The sequence below is a fragment of the Bacillus sp. FJAT-22090 genome (assembly GCF_007676755.1).
Taxonomy (GTDB): Bacteria; Bacillota; Bacilli; order Bacillales_A; family Planococcaceae; genus Psychrobacillus.
Genome location: NZ_VEBK01000007.1, coordinates 170,869 through 189,791, shown reverse-complemented (window position 1 = coordinate 189,791; position 18,923 = coordinate 170,869). Strand labels below are relative to the sequence as shown.

Here is an 18,923-nt window from a genome sequence, read left to right as displayed (position 1 = left end):
TTATTTTAAAACAAAAAAGACTGTAGGCAAACTCGAAATTTCGAGTTTGTCTACAGTCTGAAACGCATCGCCAGAATGGCTGATGCGTTTTACTTTAGTTTTTAACTTTTTCTTTTTTAATTTGTTTGCTTCGTAATTGACCACATGCTGCGTCGATATCTGTTCCTTGTTCCATGCGAACTCCGCAGTTAATACCTTTGTTTTTCAACGTTTGGAAAAATGCGCTGATTGACTTTTCAGAGCTCCGTTGATATTGACCATGCTCATCTACTGGATTGTATGGTATTAAATTCACATAAGATAGATGACGTTTATTTTCAAGTAGTTTCGCTAATTGCTGTGCTTCTTCTACATGGTCATTCACGTCTTTTAATAAGATATATTCAAATGTAATACGGCGATTTGTTTTTTCTAAATAATAATCTACAGCAGCCATTACTTTTTCAATTGGGAATGCTTTATTGATCACCATTATTTTCGAACGTAGTTCATCATTTGGTGCATGTAAAGATACTGCAAGATTTACTTGTATATTTTCGTTAGCGAAATCTATAATTTTCTTCGCTAGACCACTCGTAGAAACAGTTATATGACGCGCACCGATTGCAAGTCCTTTTTGATCATTCACTGTGCGAAGGAAGCTCATTAGATTAGTGTAGTTATCAAATGGTTCTCCGATACCCATTACTACGATATGACTTACACGTTCGTCTTTTTGTAATTGATCTAAATGCTCTTGTACCTTCATAATTTGTCCAACAATTTCTCCTGCGTCCAAATCACGATTTTTCTTCAATAATCCACTAGCACAGAAACTACAGCCGATATTGCACCCTACTTGTGTCGTTACACAAACAGACAAACCATATTTAAAACGCATTAGCACAGTTTCGATTAAGTTTCCATCTTGCATTTCAAATAAAAACTTAATCGTCCCATCTGCAGATTCTTGTTTTACAGATTCTTTTAATGTTTGGATAACAAAGTTTTCTTTTAAAATTTCAAGACATTCTTTGCTGACATTTTTCATATCATCAAAACTTTGGACACGTTTAATATATAACCAATCCCATACTTGTTCAGCACGGTATTTTTTTTGCCCATGCTCCATTAACCATTCTATTAACTGGTCTCTTGTTAGACCATATATCGATTTTTTCATTATAAGCCCTCATTTCATCCGTATACAATTTTCCTATTATACAATAGTTGCTCACATACGACAATTAATTATAACCGAAATGAAGGTTAAAAGATATTATTTTATGCTTCCTTCTCTTTGTGCAAATTTTACTCCCGTACATTTTAGTGTGAGCATTTCCTCAATAATTTCCGATAAATGAGCCCCTGCTTCCACAGGAGTAAGTCCTCCTCGGTGAATATTAGAGATAACCGTTCGATCCGCTTCAACAGTCTGTTCATTTGGACGGTAAATAATATAAGCACTTAAGCTCTCATCAGTATTTAAACCGGGACGTTCTCCTATTAATGATACGATTAAATCACAATCGACAAGTTGGGCAATTTGATCCTGCACCCATACCCTTGCCCGTCTTACAAAAAGTGGTTTTGCTACTGAAATATTTTTTAACTCCAACCCTTGGATTAAAGCCGGTAGAATATCGGTAATATTTGCAACAACAGCAGAAGAGCTAAGTCCATCACATACTAATAGTTGAACTTGTTTCTTTTTTTCTCCTTTTGCTTTTAACCATTCCAACGAATCCTCTGATAATGTTCTTCCGGCATCTAAATCCATCAAATATGATTTCATGTCCGCAGCTTTTGTTGTTAATATAGGCAACCCTAGATTATGGATAAATTCATCGTCCACGTCTTTTAACACTGCGTCTTGGGCAGCTGCATGAGCGATACGAAATTGTAAATAGCTTGTAGTTCTCATTCTTGTGCCTGCACGTCCAATCCCAATTCGAGCAGGAGTGATTTTCTGTGCTTTTTGAATAACTTCTTTATTTTGAGGATTAGGTACCCCCATTTCTTTTTCATCCGAAAAATAGATTGTTTCCTCTGTTGTTTTAGTTGTTTCTCCTCGGTTCTTTAGCTCTTTCAAAACCAACTCTACTATATCTGCTTTATTCATTTTATTTCCCCCTTTCATTCAAAAATGGATAAATCTCCTGCTCTTTCGGTTAATTTACCATTTTCCATAATACCCATTTTTTCTAGCCATTTTTCAAACTCACGGAGTGGTCGAAGTCCAAACATTTCTCTTAAACTCGCATCATCATGAAAACTGGTGTCCTGATAATTCAACATGACGTCATCCCCCGCTGGTACTCCCATATAAAAGTTGGCACCTGCTAAGGTCGTTAACATACCTCCGATCTCTTGATCATTTTGATCGGCTTCCATATGATTTGTATAGGTAGGTGCAATCCCCATTGGTAAACCATGCATTTTCCCCATAAACAAATCCTCTAAATCAGCGCGGATTAATTGTCTTCCATCATATAATGTTTCTGGCCCTATAAATCCTGATACATTATTGACCATAAAAGGCTTCCAATGTCTCGCATATCCATATGTGCGTGCCTCCAACGTTTGCATATCCACACCATGCGCGGCATCTAGTGATACTTCTGATCCTTGTCCTGTTTCAAAATACATAAAATTCGGTCCTGTAGAGGTACCGAATCGTTGCATTAAATTATACCCTTCATCCAAAATGTTGTTTGATACTCCAAATGCATCATTACCTTTTTGGGTTCCAGCCAAGCTTTGAAACATTAGTGCCATTGGCGCTCCTTTTTCCACTGCCTTCATCTGCGTAGTAATATGTGCTAGTACACAATTTTGGGTAGGAATCTGCCAAGTTTCCATGAAATCATGCGTCATCGTTAAAATCTTTTTCACTGAATCTACGCTATCAATATTTGGATTAACACCAATTACAGCATCTCCAGAACCATAGGAAAGCCCTTCTTTGATTGAATATAATATCCCTTCCAGTTCATCATTAGGATGATTTGGCTGGCAACGGAATGCAAGTCTTCCTTTTTCCCCAATAGTTGTATTGCAATGCGCTTGAATCTTTATTTTCTGGGATGCCATAACAAGATCTATGCTCGACATCAGTTTTGCGACACCAGAAATCATTTCACTTGTTAGGCCTCTACTTAACTGCTTTAACTGATCTTCTCCCGTTGATAAACTTAAAATATAGTTGCGAAGCTCTCCAACAGTCCAGCCTTGAAATTTTTTATAAATTGCTTGGCTTAAATCATCGTAAATTATTCTGGTTACATCGTCTGTATCGTAAGAGATCACTGGATTTTCATAAATATCTTTTAAAGTAAGTTCACTTAATACAACCTTTGCTGCCATTCTCTCCAACGAAGAGCCGGCAGCAACTCTTGCCATACTGTCCCCCGATTTTTCCTCACTTGCTTTAGCCAATACTTCTTTGACCGTTTGAAATTGAAAATGTTGACCTTTAATAACACATGATAGCTTCATTTCACTTCACGTCTCCCTTAGAAGGTTAAAACAAAAACGCCTGAATATCCCAATAAAATTATTGGGTATTCAGGCGCCATTGCCTAATTTTTATTTGTAATATTATTGTATCAAAAACGAATGTTGAAAGGAATAATTTTCTGATACTTCCAAATAATTTTTAGTTTGTTTCCACTTCATTTTCCCTAATCCAGTCACTATAACTACCTACATATAATTTTACATGCTGATATCCTGCTTCTTTTAAACTTGCGTACAAAGGGGCTGCAGTTACGCCACTTCCACAGTATGCAATTACTGGTTTGCTTTTATCACTTAGATATGAAAGCTGTTGTTCCAGTTGTTTTTTATCTAAAAATTTACCATCCTTCTTTAACTGCTCCCAATCAAAATTAATCGCTGACGGAATATGGCCAGCAACAGGATCAATCGGCTCGCTTTCCCCTTTGTAACGAAAAGCTGCACGAGCATCCACAAGTTGACCCACCGACTCACCTTCAACTATTTTTTTCACATCTTTTACATCCACATAAATAGCATCTTTCCAATTAGCAACTGTTTTAGTAGATGGGATGAATGGTTCTTCTTTTTCTATTCGGTATAAATTCTTTACTTCTTCATATCCTTCTCTTAAAACAAGCATATTTGTAAATCCAGCCCATTCCAATAAAAAATAAGCTCTTAATGAAAACGGAGAAGCCCCTTGATCATATATCACTATAGAATCATCTAGTTGTAAACCAGCTTGTTGAATAAGTGATGTCATTTTTTCTTTAGAAATCATTGGGTGACGCCCCTTATTACTCGTCATATCCGATAAATCTTTTTCTAGATCCCAGTAAATAGCACCTTCCAAATGCCCTTCATCGTACATTTGTCGTCCGGCATTCGGATTTCCTAAGTTGAATCGAGTGTCTATAAAACGAACTGCTTCTGGTTGTACCTCTTTCCAATCGACAAAAACGTTTGTCATCTAATTCGCCCCTTTAGTTTGAAATAGTCGAATATATCTTTTTCCAATTTGCTAACATTTCCTCTTGCTCTAACAAATCACGCTCTGCATCTATTTGTGTAATAGACTCATTTAACCATTTTAAACGAACTGCCTCTGCCTCTAAGTCCGTACATTGCTCCACCCACTGGAATAGACGAGCCTGCTGTTGTTGTAGGTACATTTCTGCTTCGACTTTCGTTTGCTCTGAAAGCGCATCACGTAACTTTTCTTTTTCATTTTTCTCAAAGAAAGATTTATTATTTTTATAAAAAGATTTTACAGATTCATATTTTTTCATATGTTCAAAAGGTCCTTGAAAATTCAGTAGATCATGGGTTTCAAATTCATGAGGTGCATACGTAAAGCTCGCATTCCAGTCTTTCAATACGCGTAGCTCTTCTTTTTCTAACTCAGTCACTTGCTTTTGGATAAATTGCAATAAACGGAAGTTCGTTACACGTAGCTCTTGCTCCAAGTCGAAACGTAACATGTTTAATAGGTCCTTCAAAGCTGCTTCTAAAGCGACGTTTGGAGCATTATTTGAAAATAATGATGGATTATACGCCTCTTTAAAAAATTCATTAAAGCGGTAATAGACTCTTTGCAACAAATAATAGAGTAACGTCTCGAGCTCTTGTTTTGTTTCTTTTGCAATAAGGATCGATTTGGAATTCGTATACCGTTTACGAATATTTTGTTCGATCTCACGTAATTCTCTTAGTCTTTCCTCTTTCCTTGCCAGGTTTTTTTCCGTTTGTTCGATTACATCATACAATTTCTGTTGCTGACGAATTGTTTCTTCCTCCAGTGAAGTTACTGCCATTCGTCTCAAATCATTTTCTAGAAATTGATAGAAACTCTCTTGAAATTGGAACATCCCTTCATGTAAGGGAATTTTTTTCTGCTTTTCATTCAACGCTAGTAAACTAGAAACTCCGAACACTCTAGGAAATCGAATACCAAATCGCTGCAACTCTCCTTGCACATAGCTTTTAACAAGTATTGCTTCTTCCTCATTTGCGGCAAGATCAATCGCATTTACAACAAAGAACATTTTGTCTAACTCAAAGGAATCTTTGACCCGACCTAGTTGGATTAGAAATTCTCTGTCTGCTTTTGCAAAGGCATGATTGAAATACGTTACAAATAACACAGCATCCGCATTTCGAATATAATCGAATGCCACACCCGTATGTCTTGCATTAATCGAATCTGCTCCAGGTGTATCCACTAGCGTAACTCCAAGCCTAGTCAATTCGCAATCATAATAAAAATCGATAAAATCTACAAAACAACTTCGTGATTCCTCCGCGACATAGTGTGCAAATTCTTCAGCATCAACACGTAATGTTTGACCTAGTTTCGTTTCAAATTCTGTATACCCTTTGTAAAAAGCGATAATAAAAGATTTATGGACTTCTTCCGTTACAGACTGCTCCATAATACTTGGTGCTTTGTTAAAAGCCTCTTCTAAAGTAGAAACATTTACTCCAAGTTGACTATAAGCAAATTGAACGTCTTCTAATAATTGCGCTTCTTCTTTTAACTTCACATCTGCCGTGTTATGCGGATGCTGGTCTGAAACAGGATGTATTTTGTTAATGGCAGCAGTTGTTGGATTCGGCGATACTGGCAGTACATTTTCACCCATTAATGCATTCGAAAAACTCGATTTCCCAGCACTAAAAGCACCAAATAATGCAATTGTAAACTGCTGATTCTCCACTCTCATTGCTTTTCTCTTTAAATAATTTGCCGCTTCTTTGAATGCCGGAAGTTGCTGAATTGCTCCTGCAATTTTGTTTGCTCTTATAAGAACTTTCTCTTGCGAAAATTCAACCTCATCCATTTCTATTAGCTGTTCTTCGAAAGTTTGCATCTTAACTTCTTCAACCTTTTGCTTCGTTTTATCAAATTCTGTTATTGCTTTTTCAAAGACTTCTCTTTCTTTTTCCCATTCAAGTATTAATGCATCCCTTTCTTTACGGATGGCGAGTGGTGGTGTTTTAACATGCAATGCAAATTCTTGCATTTTTGCTTCCATGTCTTCTATTGTCTGAATAGCCAACAGCTTTTTACGTAATAGAAGAATTTTTTGCTCCATTTTTCCATTTTCTTCGGTTGGGGAGGCCTCTATTTGTTTTGCAGTTTCCTCTTTCCAAGTATCTGTTAGTCGAATGAAGTATCGGTTAATTGCTTCTTGAACACGATTTGCATAATGCAGTAAAGCATCACCTGTAATATTTGCTCCTTCATGAAGGGGCTCTTGTATAATGGATGTCGGCAACTGAAAATCTTCCTCATCCACTTTTAACACCGTTTCGTCAGAAAGTAAGGAGACGTTTTTTAACATGCTTTTCATTAGCTGTTTTATATGAATTGAAATATTTGTCCCGACAATTGTTTCTAATAAGTCGTAAGCGGCTTGCAAACGATTTACTCGTTCTTCCTCTGTCTTTTTCTTGCTATTCAAAAAACCAACCTTAAATGAGCTTTGCATGCTTTCCGCATAATTTTTAAGAGCATCTCTCATTTCATAAGACATGACAGAAGCATTATCCAATATTGATTTTCGCTGTTCCTCGAATTCTTTTTTCCATAAGCTAGTGTCCTGTAACTTTACATGAGTTTGGGATAGTTCCAATTGTTTTTTTAACTCTTCCCTGTTCTCCCATTCTTCTTTTGTCAACTCTTCATCGAATGTCTCGAAACAAGTTTCTTTTTCTTCCTCAAGAAACTGCATATGCTCATCTGCAAGCTTCTGTATCGTTGCTTCAGAGGAGGCGATAAATAATTCCTCTTTATGATCAATCGAATGATATACAATTTGCTGTACTTTGGAGAAATCATTATAAAGGAAGGTTTTATCTTTTAAAGAAGTAAAAAAGATACCTTTTGGCTCCACAGACCATGCTTTAAATGCATTCGCCACTGATTGTTTAAAAGCATTAAATGATAGTTCCTCTTCTCGGTGCTTATCCACCTGATTTACGATTAAATAAACATTTTCGTTGTAATGAAGAAGTTGCTTTGTAAATTGAAAGTTTAGCTCAGATTGTACATGATTATAATCCATTACGTAAAACACGATATCTGCTAAATGCAAAGCTGATTCTGTCGATATTCGATGTGCATCATCCGTCGAATCAACCCCAGGTGTATCCATTACCGTTATTCCTGCTGGTAATATAGATGCTTCATGTCCAATTTCAATTTGAGAAACTTGGCTGCCATCTTTTGAGTAATTTTTAACCAATTGAATATCATATTCTCCTGAAAACTTAACGGGAGCTTGATCTACAAAGTGAACAAGCGCATAGTTTTCCTCTGTTTTCTTAACGGTCACAATATTCGCTGAAGTTGGAATGGGACTAGTCGGTAAAAGCTGTTCGTCTATTAAAGCATTTATCATACTAGATTTACCCGCAGAGAAATGTCCTGCAAATGCAATTGTAAATGTCCCTTGTTCTAATTTTTGCGAAAATAATTTTGCTTTAGCATAGCGCTCTTCATCATGTTGTTGGAGGAATAACGTTGCCTGTAGTGCATTTTGTTCTTTTATCATTTTTAATTTCTCTAATTTCACCATTTGAAAAAAACTTCTCCTTTATAATTCGACAATATAGTTTATATCATATCAGAAAATAGCGAAAAAAATGACCTTATTTGTGTAGACAAATAAGGTCAACTTATTATTATTTTGGTTGTGGGGTTATTGAACGTAACACATAAGCAGTCATTCCACTGAATAATAAAACAGTAGAGCCTATAAATAGAGCTAGCATGCCAATCGTCCCTTCAAGTGAATTTGAAATTCATTCTCATTCAAGATTAACACATTATTTCATCACTTTCTACAATTCCTATTCTTTTTTGATAAATTTCATGCTAAAATTGAACCATCTTTACTATAAGGAGGGGAAAAAATGAGTGCCTCAAAGCATATACAAACTATTTTAAATGGAACAATACAGTCTTTAAAATCTGTCATCCCTCTTACGATGGATATAAAGTCCCCTTCGTTAATGGTACAGCCTTTTGAGCAAAAAGAAATGGGTGTACTAATAGGTATTATTGGTGATGTTAAAGGTCGTATCATAATAGACTCAACTTCTAATTGTTTCTCTTCTATCGGGGCAACTATGTTTGGAATGCCTTTAGAAGGGGAAATGCTTGAATCATTTACCGGAGAATTAGGAAATATGATAGCTGGAAACTTATGTACCTCTGTCGCATCGAACGGTGTGGAGATAGATATTACTCCACCTACTGTCATAGTAGGCACTACAAGATTATTCGGTTTCCAACATGCGTTCAAATTACCTGTTGAAATTTCTGATGTTGGGGAACTAACGATTATTCTAACTATTGATGAATAATAAACGAAGAAGAACTTTCTGCAAAGGAAGTTCTTTTTTTATACAAAAAATAATTAACTGAATATTCAATCGTTTGGAAGCTGATAAATTGGGGAAAAGAGGAATGATTCTTCACATTTATTTCACACAATCGGTTATTTTGAGTGACTTTTATCACATCACCCAATTAAAAATGTATTTATGATGTAACTATACAAAGGAAACGCAGGAGGTGTTGAACAATGTCGAAAAAGCGGGAGAAAGAACCAGATTTAAAAGGGACGCTTTATTCAGTTGGTTTCCTCGGAGCTTTTATTTTGATCTCATGGTTTATGGCGTTTTACTTATTTATTGATCGATTTTGATTTATTAGGAGGTTTGAAGTTATGCATATTCATAAATATGAAAAATGGTGGTTAACATTTGGAATCGGATCACTGGTCTTATTTTTAATTATTGTCGGTTTTAGTGCTTTCCATTATGGTTCCCACCCACCAAGTGCTAAAGTGTATGTGGATCCGGAGCGGGTAGATGAAATCGCCCCCTTTAATAATCCTGGGGTCCATAAGGTAGAGGGAAAAGATTGGGATTATGAAGTTGTGTTTGTAGCATCTGCTTTTTACTATAATCCCCCAGAAATTGAAGTTCCACTAGGTTCCACTGTTAAGTTTATTGCTACAACGAAAGATGTAGTACACGGCTTTCAAGCTGCGGGAACAAATATTAATATGATTCTAGAACCAGGTTATGTGTCTGAATATGTAACTAAGGTAGATAAAGCAGGAGAATATTTAATATTATGTAACGAATATTGTGGAATTGGTCATTCGTCCATGACTTCAATGCTAAAGGTGGTAGAGTAAAATGACAACTATAACTGAAAGAACAAAAGATTTAATAAAAGTAGATAAAAGAGATAGTAAACTAGCACTTGCCCATATTTATGTAGCTTTCATAGCATTAGCTATCGGTGGACTTTGTGGTCTCCTACAAACACTAGTGCGTTCTGGTACATTTACACTTCCTTGGGGAATTGGCTATTATCAAATATTAACGGTTCATGGTGTACTCTTAGGACTTATTTTAACAACTTATTTCATTTTTGGATTTCAAATTGCCGCGGTAAGTAGAACGTCTGGAACTTTCACCGATAAGCAGCGTCTTCTAGGCTGGATTGGTTTTTGGGTAATGACTGCAGGGACTGTTTCTGCAGCAACTATGGTATTGCTTAACCAAGCATCTGTTTTGTATACATTCTATGCTCCCTTACAAGCACATTGGATTTTCTATGTGGGGCTTGCTCTAGTAATTGTAGGATCTTGGATTGGCGGATTAGGACAGATTTTAAAATATGTAGAATGGCGTAAAGCGAATCCTGGACAATCCAGTCCTCTTTTAACTTTCATGGTTGTAGTTAACTTAGCTATGTGGATTATTTGTTCTCTTGGAGTAGCAGTTGAGGTACTATTCCAATTAATCCCTTGGTCTCTAGGTTGGGTTGATAAAGTGGATGTATTGCTTTCTCGTACATTATTCTGGTATTTTGGTCACCCACTTGTATACTTCTGGTTATTACCGGCATATATGGTTTGGTATGTTGTAATTCCAAAAGTAATTGGAGGTAAAATTTTCTCCGATGCACTTGCAAGATTATCATTTATGCTATTTTTATTATTTTCTATCCCAGTAGGTTTCCATCACCAATTAGTAGAGCCAGGAATTAGTTCTTTTTGGAAGTTTTTACAGGTTGTTTTAACATTAATGGTTGTTATTCCTTCTTTATTAACAGCTTTTTCAATGCTTGCAACATTTGAGATTCGTGGACGTGCTTTAGGTGGAAAAGGTATTTTAGGTTGGTTCAAAAAACTCCCATGGGGCGATGCTCGATTCCTTGTACCATTTATCGGGATGGTGGCATTTATCCCTGCTGGTGCAGGTGGTATTATTAATGCCTCCCACCAAATGAATCAGCTAGTACACAATACTATATGGGTAACTGGTCACTTCCATTTAACTATTGCAACTACTGTTGTATTAACATTCTTTGGAGCGGCGTATTGGTTAATCCCTCATCTTACAGGCAGAGTATTAACGAAACAGATGAACAGATTAGCAATTATTCAAGCGATTGTCTGGGCGGTTGGTATGTCCATTATGTCAGGAGCGATGCATATTGTTGGATTATTCGGAGCACCTAGACGTTCAGACTTTTCCACATATGGGGGATCAGAGCAGGCAGCTGAATGGATCCCATATCAGATTGCTCAAGCAGTCGGAGGTACTATTTTATTCATCGGTATCGTTTTAGTACTGTATATTGTGGCTAATTTACTATGGTTCGCACCAAAGGGCGAAACAGAATTTCCTGTTGGAGAAGTTTCGGAGAATGCAGAAAAAACACCGATGTTCTTGGAAAATTGGAAAATATGGCTGACAATTTGTATTGCATTGATTTTATTCGCATATACAGTTCCGGTAATTGATATGATTCAAAACGCACCTCCTGGTTCCAAAGGCTTTAAAATGTGGTAATAATAAAAACGCTTGGTGAAAACCAAGCGTTTTTATTATTGTAGGTCGCTTTTTTGGAACTACTATTAATATGAAATTAGGACAAACCTAAAGAGTCTACTCTCACTTGTCTTACTTGCAGTACTTTTAGCGTAAGGTCAAGTACAATTTTTTCGCGAAGCGTGCTAAAAGATGCACCTGCTTCTGTTGGACATGGCGAAAAATCAAGCTCAAAGAAATCTGCACTTATTAACTCACAATAAGGCTGTTCATTATAATACACATTATTTTCAAAAAAGTATTTATCCAAGCGTGGAGTATCACCGTTTTTCGGATTTATAAAACGAGACCTGTTTTCGAAAGAATATCCTAGTGTAGGAAAAACAAAGAAGTCCCCCTCTCTTAATTCTGCAAATCCTGAAAATGGCACGGTAGCAATTCGATCACGAATAACCCCATTACAGTTCGATGTAGAATACTCAATATCTTTGCGAATAAATCCTTCTACAAATAATTTAGCTCTTGTAACTGTACGAACACCATCACATATTTCTGTGCCAAACCGTACTGGAACAAGTTTACATTGTGTGAGAAATGCATCTTTAAATACTCGTTTAATTTCACTTGCTGGTGGATTAAGCGGAATATTCGATTCTACTACGATTTGAAGTGTTCTTTCAGCTAATACAACGGGGATTTTAATAATGGGATTAACGCTTGATGGAACTAAGCAAGGTGTTGCTGGGTCATCAGTTAGAGGTGTTAGTGTCACTGCTTCCACTGGACATGGAGCAATAATTAGACTTTCTCCGCTACTTGTAAGATTTTGTTCACTCACTAAATTCACCTCCTTTCAGATTCTTACTAGAAGATCACTCAACTTATAGTATGCAGTTCAACACTTCGTCTCTAAGCTATTTTAATGAATATCTTACTATTATTTTATATACAATCACTTTTATAGACTCGTTTCTGTTTACCTTATAAGGACCATAACAACTGCAAAAACGCTTGGTTTTCACCAAACGTTTTATTTTGAATATGATTTGTTGTAGGAACTCTCGAAGTATATAATTTCTAAGGTAAAGCATTCACTCTCACTTGTCTTACTTGCAGTACTTTTAGCGTCAGATCAACTACAATTTTTTCACGTAGTGTACTAAATGATGCACCTACTTCTGTTGGACATGGAGAAAAATCGAGTTCAAAGAAATCTGCACTTATTAACTCGCAATATGGTTGTTCATTATAATACACATTATTTTCAAAGAAGTATTTATCCAAGCGTGGAATATCACTATTTCTCGGATCGATAAATCGTGATCTGTTTTCGAAGGACTCTCCTATTGTAGGAAAAACTAAAAAGTCTCCTTCCCCTATTTCAGCAAATCCGGAAAATGGAATTGTAGCAATTCGATCACGGATAAATCCATTACAATTGGTTGTTGCGTATTCAATATCTTTGCGAATAAATCCTTCTACAAATAATTTTGCTCTTGTTACCGTACGCACTTGACCATTACATACCTCGGAGCCAAAACGCACAGGAACAAGTTTACATTGCGTTATAAATACATCTTTGAATACTCGTTTAATTTCACTTGCAGGTGGATTAAGCGGAATATTCGATTCTACTACAATCTGTATAGTTCTTTCAGCTAATACAACGGGAACTTTCAAAACTGGGTTAACGTTGTGGGGAACTAAACAAGGTGCTGATGGGTCATCGTTCAGTGGAGTCAGTGTTACTGCGTCCACTGGACATGGAGCAACTATAGGACATTCTCCACCACTTGTAAGATTTTGTTCACTCATCAAAATCACCTCCTCTCATTTACCATATAGTATGTCTTCATCTCTTTCGCAACTAAACGATTATAATAGGTATCTGTATTAATAGTTTTACCACATTAAGGATTGCCTAAAGACTGAATTCTCACTTGGCGGTCTTGTAGTACTTTAAGTGTTAGATCTACAACAATTTTTTCTCGAAGAGTGCTAAATGTTTCATCTGCATCAGTTGGACATGGCGAAAAATCCAGTTCAAAGAAATTTGCACTTACTAACTCACAATATGGCTGTTCATTATAGTAAACTCTATTTTCAAAGAAGTATTTATCTAAACGTGGACTATCGCTTTTTTGAGGATGAATAAATCGAGATCTGCTTTCGGAAGAATCCCCTAAAATTGGCGGTACCAGAAAATTTTCTAAATCTACAAAGCCTGAAAACGGTACAGTGGCAATCCGATCCCGTAGAACACCATTACAATCCTCTGTAGCGTATTCTATATCTTTACGAATATACCCTTCTATAAATAGTTTAGCTCTTGTTACGGTGCTAACTTCACCATGACATAAATCTGTACCAAAACGTACAGGAATAAGTTTACATTGCGTCAGAAATACATCTTTAAATACTCGTTTAATTTCACTTGCGGGTGGATTGAGCGGGATGTTCGCTTCTACTACAACTTGTATTGTCGTCTCTGCTAATACAACTGGAACCTTAATAATAGGTCTAGCGTTCGCTGGAAGTACATTTGGAATTGAAGGTTCATCGGAAAGGGGAGTTAGAGACGTTGCCTCAACTTGACAAGGAATTTCGACAGGGCAACACTCATTACGTATTTCATTTTGTTCGCTCATTACTATTTCCTCCATTCATTCTTGCTACTTTTTTAAGGTATGTTTTATAGGAGATTAGTGTATGAGCAATAGACACAGATGGTGGGTTAAAACTAAGTGTTCATTTACAATTTAAAAATTCTCTTCCATAATAAAAGACCATTCCAAATTCAACAATCGAATTTAAAATCGCCTTTATCAAGTCATATATTTATGGTTATTCATCCAAATTTTAAAGCACCATTTAATGGGTGTTAAAATGACAGAGTAGTCTTTTGGACTTGCAGAAGTTGAATTATTAATTCTAAAATAATTTTTTGATGTAGCGGATAAAGAGGCTTTTCTAAATTCATTGGCGTAGTACTTTCATTCGTGTCATGAAACGTACTGTATTCAATTTGTTGCTTAATAAATCCTTCTAAAAAAAGTTTCCCTTCTAATACTTCGCGATTTCCATCATCATTTGGATGAGAAAAATTCTGTGGAACAAATTTACAATCTATAACTTCAACTTCTTTCGAAATTTCTTTTATTTGAAAGATTTTATCCTCAAATGGAATTTCTTGTTCCAAACTGAATTCTATATTATATTCACCTAGTATAACTGGAACTCTTATATTAAATCGATTATTTACATATGAATTATCTCTTTCTGCTATGTTCTCTTTCGACCCTCCATGCAAAGGTACTGCAACCCCTAGAGAATTATCTTTTCCATTGCCCAAACTTTTCTTATAATACTTTTCTGTAGAGTATACAATTTCATGTGATTTAAACCCAAGTAAATGACAAAAAGGCTTTTCATGGTAATGGGTTGTTGTATCAATAATTTTTGTACTCAATGATGGAATTTGTCTATCATTTTGTTCAAAAGAATAAAATGTATGTTGAATTGTATTTCCGAATATTGGTGGGTGGAGAAAGTTATCAACTTCTACAAACGTAGAAAAAGGGACTATTATTATTTTTGAACGAACATTAGTATGTATATTAACCTTATACGAGTGTTTTTTGTACACATCATGATCGTTTTGAAGAGTACGTTGATTATAACTATCCCTATTTTCTAATACCTTATCTAATATGAATTTATCCTCCACTTTGATTTTATTCGAAGTATGGGATGCTCCAATATGCTCATTGTCGGTTTTAGATTGAGAATGTTTGCTACTAGCCGTATAAGTAAATTTAAAAGGAAAACGACGGGTAAGAAGTCTTTGAAGAGTGGTGAATGAAATTTTTATACTCTTTTTGTTTACTTCAAGTTTTTTGTTAAATCCATTAGTTTGATTATTTTCTAATTTATATTTACCTAATATATTTGCATTTGTATCATTTAACTCTCTAATATCCTCAGCTTCAACACTATGCTCGTACTGAGCGGTCCCCTCCTGCCTGCTCAAGATTTCCAGCTGCGAATCACTGACATCATCCACAATATCTATTGTTTTAGATAAAATTGGCGGGTAACGAAAGTTATAGATTTTTTCGAAAGTGACAAAAGGAATTTTAATAGTTTTAGTACGTAGCATGGTATTCTTCTTTATTTCTATCCCTTGATCTATCGTTTGAAGCTCCTTAGTTGGGTCTAGTATTAACTTGTCAACGCTTTCTTCATTCACTATTTCTAAATGAGGAGGTTCTGTACTATCCGCAAAAGCGAATACATCGTTTTGTAAGACGTTTATCTTCTTTATTGCTTCCTTGTTAATCCATGGAAGTGTTAATTTCCCTTCTTTGCTCACATACTGAAAATCATAAGCAATAGTAGATACAAATACTTCTTTTGGGTTAACTTTTCTATTTTGCTCATATTTATCGTCAATCATAGAATACTCATCCCCGCTTTGCTGACATATTTATAATTGATGATTTCGTCAGTAATGTATCATAGTAGTGATCCATCATCTTGACAACAGTAATTGTAGGTATAATGTTTTTTATAAAATGGCATTCACATAAAAGTTTTTTGTATGATTTATTCTATGCAATTTGCCTAAAATCGTTCTTTTTTAATTGAAATCCCTCTTAATAAAAGAAGACAAATGAAAAATCCTTTAAAGATGTTTTCGGGAAAAGATGAGCATCTACGTTGATTTTTGATGAATAATAGAAAAGAGCATTACTACATTCTTTATGTAGGAATACTCTTTAAAATTTTTTCAAGTTATATCCAGTTACTTATGTGATACGTATAAATTGAGTAATAACTAGATCACCGCTAGATTCCTTTATTATCGCGTAGTTCAATAATAGTTCCCTCAGGAGCTATAAGTTTGCATAGACTTCCATTCTCAACGGAGTATATTTCCTGATTATTCTTTAATATAAATTGAAAACCCATTCTCTTGATATACTCCACTTCTTTTGCTAGATCTTTTACCCACAGACAAAGGTGGACAATTCCTTGACTAGCTGGATTGTTATGAGGGAGATCTTCTCCAATTTTGGCCGTCTGAAGTTCGATGTAAAAAGAGCTTAATCTTAACCAAGAATTATAATAGCGATTATGAAAATTTGCAGTTTCTTCAATTAACTCAAATCCAAGAATTTCAGTGTAGAAATGGAGTGATTTTCTATAATCATTTGTTTGGATACATACATGATGGACAAACTTTTCGCTCATATTATCCTCTCTTTCTTTAAGCATACTTAATGGCCAGTTTTCCTTATCGGATTAAACTTAGAACTCTATTCAACAGTTTAAAATACTATGAAAACTTTTCGAATGTTTTTAGCTTATTTTATTCGCTGAAACATAGGGTGATATTCTTTATATTGTATTAAATCCCATAGGTTTCCGTATAAATCTTTGAATACAGCAACAATGCCATATGGTTGTTCCAGTGGCTCTCTAACAAATTCTATTTCTCTTTCTATCATTTCATTATAGTCTCTCCAAAAGTCATCTGTCGCAAGGAATAGAAAAACTCTGCCTCCCGCTTGATTTCCAATAAAACATGTTTGTTCTGGTTTTGAGGCCCTTGCAAGTAATATGGTAGTTCCCGAAGAACCAGGTGGGGCTACTACTACCCATCGTTTATCTTGCTCTGGTTGATACGTATCTTCAATTAACGTAAAATGAAGTTTTTTTGTGTAGAACTCAATAGCATCATCGTAATCCTGAACAACCAAAGCTATATGTACAACAGATTGTATCATTATGTGAACCCTTCTTTCTTTGAAAATAAAAATCCTTACAACATCATATTAAACATCTGCAGAAAATACTTAGAAGTAACTCTATGGATTTCTTCAAATACCGTTAAATCTTTGGAGAATCTACCTAATTCCTACTTCCTCGTAATCCCGAAATATAAATTAGTATATACCTAGATCGTGAAATAAGCCGTATATCCGATAGCAAAAACGGAAATACGGCTTATTGTTTTACATATAAAAAACATGATTATATTATTATGCGGGATTACGTTATAGCTGATATATCTTCGTATATTTTTCTTCTAAATAATCTGCTAGGTAGTTGCCATTAAGTCCTTCTCCTGTAGCACTTTGCAATATGTCCAGTGGTTTTTTTAATGCCCCATATTGATGGACATTTTGAGTAAGCCACTCTTTAATCGGAGAAAGATCCCCCTGCTCAAATAACTCGTCAAAGTTAGGGATATCCTTTAACATCGCTGCTTTAAATTGTGAAGCGTACATGTATCCAAGTGCGTATGAAGGAAAATAGCCAAAGCTCGCTCCTGCCCAGTGGACATCTTGTAAAATACCTTCAGCATCTGTTTGTGGACGAACACCCAAATATTCTTCATATTTTGCATTCCAAATTTCAGGTAAATCTTCTACTTGTAAATCTCCATTGAACAAGCCTTTTTCTATTTCATAGCGTATCATAATATGAAGTGCATACGTCAATTCATCTGCTTCAATTCGGATAAGAGAAGGCTTCACTTCGTTGATAGCACGCAAAAATTCTTCCATCGTAACGTTTCCAAATTGGTCAGGTGAATAGCTCTGGAGCTTTTCATAATTTTGTTCCCAAAATTTCGGATTTCGCCCAACAAAGTTTTCATAAAATAATGACTGAGATTCATGTATTCCCATGGATGCACCACTAGCTAGTGGCGTTCCCGTAAGCTCTTCTCCAACGTTTTGCTCGTAAATCGCATGACCACATTCATGAATTGTTCCAAAAACGGCAGAACGGAAATCAGACTCATCGTATTTCGTTGTAATTCGCACATCCCCACGATTCAATCCTGTCGCGAATGGATGTACAGTTTCATCTAATCTACCAGCTTCAAAATCATATCCTAGTTGCTTTAGTACGTCCAAACTAAAAGCCTCTTGTTTTTGTTTATCGAAATGCTTGAATAGAAAATCTGTCTTTGGTTGGTTCGGTGATTCTGCAATTTTCTTTAATAACGGAACAATTCGGCTTCGTAAATCTCCAAACACTTGATCTAATACTTCAGTCGTCATTCCTGGTTCGTATTGATCAAGCAGGACGTTATACGGGTTATCATCTTTTACTCCCCAATAGTTAACAAACTGCTTTAAAGTTGCGACCATTTCTTTTAAATATGGCATGAACATAGCCCAATCATTCGTTGCTTTTGCCTCTTCCCAAACCGATTCGGACTTAGATTGAAGAATGACAAACTTCTTATATTCCTCTGCCGGAATTCTTTTACTTAAATCATACTCTTTTTTTACTTCTTCAAATGTGCGTTTCGTTACAATATCAGCATGATCTAGTGAAGCTTCTACTCCGTCCAATAAACCTTTAAGTTCGTCTGAAGTAGATAAGTTAAACACCTCGGTAGCAAGTACCCCTACAACTTCCGAGCGCTGATCAATTCCTTTTTTTGGTGCACCAGTGCGCATATCCCAATATAGAACTCCTAATGCTTCATTGTAGGCACCAATCTTTTTCACATAATCTAAAAACTGTTGTTCAACCGTCATCCCAAATCCCCCTTGTTAATCACC

Annotated in this window: 16 protein-coding genes; 4 read left to right on the top strand and 12 right to left on the bottom strand. The window is 35.7% G+C overall.

Annotated features, from left to right (window positions below):
• Positions 1-94 precede the first annotated feature (94 nt).
• The 5 genes from rlmN to FS486_RS11040 all read right to left on the bottom strand — a co-directional run bounded on the left by rlmN (position 95) and on the right by FS486_RS11040 (position 8,060).
• On the bottom strand, positions 95-1,162 hold the full coding sequence (gene rlmN, locus FS486_RS11060; RefSeq protein WP_144511390.1) for a dual-specificity RNA methyltransferase RlmN: 1,068 nt from the start codon (positions 1,160-1,162) through the stop codon (positions 95-97).
• A gap of 96 nt (positions 1,163-1,258) precedes the next feature.
• The gene (gene eutC, locus FS486_RS11055) at positions 1,259-2,101 is read right to left on the bottom strand and encodes an ethanolamine ammonia-lyase subunit EutC (protein WP_144511389.1); all 843 of its coding nucleotides are present in this window, start codon (positions 2,099-2,101) and stop codon (positions 1,259-1,261) included.
• A 14-nt stretch (positions 2,102-2,115) separates the two neighbouring features.
• Positions 2,116-3,477, bottom strand: coding sequence for an ethanolamine ammonia-lyase subunit EutB (locus tag FS486_RS11050; RefSeq protein ID WP_144511388.1), 1,362 nt, complete (start codon positions 3,475-3,477; stop codon positions 2,116-2,118).
• Positions 3,478-3,637: 160 nt separating this feature from the next.
• The gene (locus FS486_RS11045; RefSeq protein ID WP_144511387.1) at positions 3,638-4,450 is read right to left on the bottom strand and encodes a sulfurtransferase; all 813 of its coding nucleotides are present in this window, start codon (positions 4,448-4,450) and stop codon (positions 3,638-3,640) included.
• A 13-nt stretch (positions 4,451-4,463) separates the two neighbouring features.
• The gene (locus FS486_RS11040; protein WP_144511386.1) at positions 4,464-8,060 is read right to left on the bottom strand and encodes a dynamin family protein; all 3,597 of its coding nucleotides are present in this window, start codon (positions 8,058-8,060) and stop codon (positions 4,464-4,466) included.
• 337 nt (positions 8,061-8,397) lie between these two features.
• On the opposite strand from FS486_RS11040, the gene FS486_RS11035 reads away from it, so the two are divergent.
• From FS486_RS11035 to FS486_RS11020, 4 genes are all read left to right on the top strand, one after another.
• Positions 8,398-8,850, top strand: coding sequence for a chemotaxis protein CheX (locus tag FS486_RS11035; RefSeq protein WP_144511385.1), 453 nt, complete (start codon positions 8,398-8,400; stop codon positions 8,848-8,850).
• A gap of 221 nt (positions 8,851-9,071) precedes the next feature.
• Positions 9,072-9,194 carry a cytochrome c oxidase subunit 2A gene (locus FS486_RS11030; RefSeq protein ID WP_144511384.1) on the top strand — a complete coding sequence of 41 codons (123 nt, stop codon included), beginning with the start codon at positions 9,072-9,074 and terminating at the stop codon, positions 9,192-9,194.
• Positions 9,195-9,215: 21 nt separating this feature from the next.
• Positions 9,216-9,692, top strand: a complete 477-nt coding sequence (locus FS486_RS11025) for a cupredoxin domain-containing protein (RefSeq protein WP_144511383.1) — start codon at positions 9,216-9,218, stop codon at positions 9,690-9,692.
• Between the two features lies 1 nt (position 9,693).
• Entirely contained in the window at positions 9,694-11,361 is a 1,668-nt protein-coding gene (locus FS486_RS11020; RefSeq protein WP_144511382.1) for a b(o/a)3-type cytochrome-c oxidase subunit 1, read from the top strand.
• 76 nt (positions 11,362-11,437) lie between these two features.
• Here FS486_RS11020 and FS486_RS11015 read toward each other — a convergent pair whose 3' ends face one another.
• The 7 genes from FS486_RS11015 to FS486_RS10985 all read right to left on the bottom strand — a co-directional run bounded on the left by FS486_RS11015 (position 11,438) and on the right by FS486_RS10985 (position 18,899).
• Positions 11,438-12,178, bottom strand: a complete 741-nt coding sequence (locus FS486_RS11015) for a CsxC family protein (protein WP_395940853.1) — start codon at positions 12,176-12,178, stop codon at positions 11,438-11,440.
• Positions 12,179-12,417: 239 nt separating this feature from the next.
• A complete protein-coding gene (locus FS486_RS11010; protein WP_144511381.1) occupies positions 12,418-13,155 on the bottom strand; it encodes a CsxC family protein in 738 nt (245 codons plus the stop codon).
• Between the two features lie 95 nt (positions 13,156-13,250).
• Positions 13,251-13,988, bottom strand: a complete 738-nt coding sequence (locus FS486_RS11005; RefSeq protein WP_144511380.1) for a CsxC family protein — start codon at positions 13,986-13,988, stop codon at positions 13,251-13,253.
• Between the two features lie 233 nt (positions 13,989-14,221).
• Complete coding sequence (locus FS486_RS11000; protein ID WP_144511379.1) at positions 14,222-15,796, bottom strand: BC_2427 family protein; 1,575 nt, start codon at positions 15,794-15,796, stop codon at positions 14,222-14,224.
• 392 nt (positions 15,797-16,188) lie between these two features.
• Positions 16,189-16,593 (bottom strand): VOC family protein, encoded by a 405-nt coding sequence (locus FS486_RS10995; protein WP_144511378.1) that lies wholly within the window; start codon positions 16,591-16,593, stop codon positions 16,189-16,191.
• Between the two features lie 113 nt (positions 16,594-16,706).
• Positions 16,707-17,129: a VOC family protein gene (locus tag FS486_RS10990; RefSeq protein WP_144511377.1), complete on the bottom strand. Its 423-nt coding sequence runs from the start codon at positions 17,127-17,129 to the stop codon at positions 16,707-16,709.
• A gap of 270 nt (positions 17,130-17,399) precedes the next feature.
• Positions 17,400-18,899 (bottom strand): carboxypeptidase M32, encoded by a 1,500-nt coding sequence (locus tag FS486_RS10985; RefSeq protein WP_144511376.1) that lies wholly within the window; start codon positions 18,897-18,899, stop codon positions 17,400-17,402.
• Positions 18,900-18,923 lie beyond the last annotated feature (24 nt).

Bases quoted from the DNA above. Each gene is read 5' to 3' on its own strand.
- rlmN (WP_144511390.1), bottom strand. From the start codon at position 1,162: ATGAAAAAATCGATATATGGTCTAACAAGAGACCAGTTAATAGAATGG.
- eutC (WP_144511389.1), bottom strand. From the start codon at position 2,101: ATGAATAAAGCAGATATAGTAGAGTTGGTTTTGAAAGAGCTAAAGAAC.
- FS486_RS11050 (WP_144511388.1), bottom strand. From the start codon at position 3,477: ATGAAGCTATCATGTGTTATTAAAGGTCAACATTTTCAATTTCAAACG.
- FS486_RS11045 (WP_144511387.1), bottom strand. From the start codon at position 4,450: ATGACAAACGTTTTTGTCGATTGGAAAGAGGTACAACCAGAAGCAGTT.
- FS486_RS11040 (WP_144511386.1), bottom strand. From the start codon at position 8,060: ATGGTGAAATTAGAGAAATTAAAAATGATAAAAGAACAAAATGCACTA.
- FS486_RS11035 (WP_144511385.1), top strand. From the start codon at position 8,398: ATGAGTGCCTCAAAGCATATACAAACTATTTTAAATGGAACAATACAG.
- FS486_RS11030 (WP_144511384.1), top strand. From the start codon at position 9,072: ATGTCGAAAAAGCGGGAGAAAGAACCAGATTTAAAAGGGACGCTTTAT.
- FS486_RS11025 (WP_144511383.1), top strand. From the start codon at position 9,216: ATGCATATTCATAAATATGAAAAATGGTGGTTAACATTTGGAATCGGA.
- FS486_RS11020 (WP_144511382.1), top strand. From the start codon at position 9,694: ATGACAACTATAACTGAAAGAACAAAAGATTTAATAAAAGTAGATAAA.
- FS486_RS11010 (WP_144511381.1), bottom strand. From the start codon at position 13,155: ATGAGTGAACAAAATCTTACAAGTGGTGGAGAATGTCCTATAGTTGCT.
- FS486_RS11005 (WP_144511380.1), bottom strand. From the start codon at position 13,988: ATGAGCGAACAAAATGAAATACGTAATGAGTGTTGCCCTGTCGAAATT.
- FS486_RS11000 (WP_144511379.1), bottom strand. From the start codon at position 15,796: ATGATTGACGATAAATATGAGCAAAATAGAAAAGTTAACCCAAAAGAA.
- FS486_RS10995 (WP_144511378.1), bottom strand. From the start codon at position 16,593: ATGAGCGAAAAGTTTGTCCATCATGTATGTATCCAAACAAATGATTAT.
- FS486_RS10990 (WP_144511377.1), bottom strand. From the start codon at position 17,129: ATGATACAATCTGTTGTACATATAGCTTTGGTTGTTCAGGATTACGAT.
- FS486_RS10985 (WP_144511376.1), bottom strand. From the start codon at position 18,899: ATGACGGTTGAACAACAGTTTTTAGATTATGTGAAAAAGATTGGTGCC.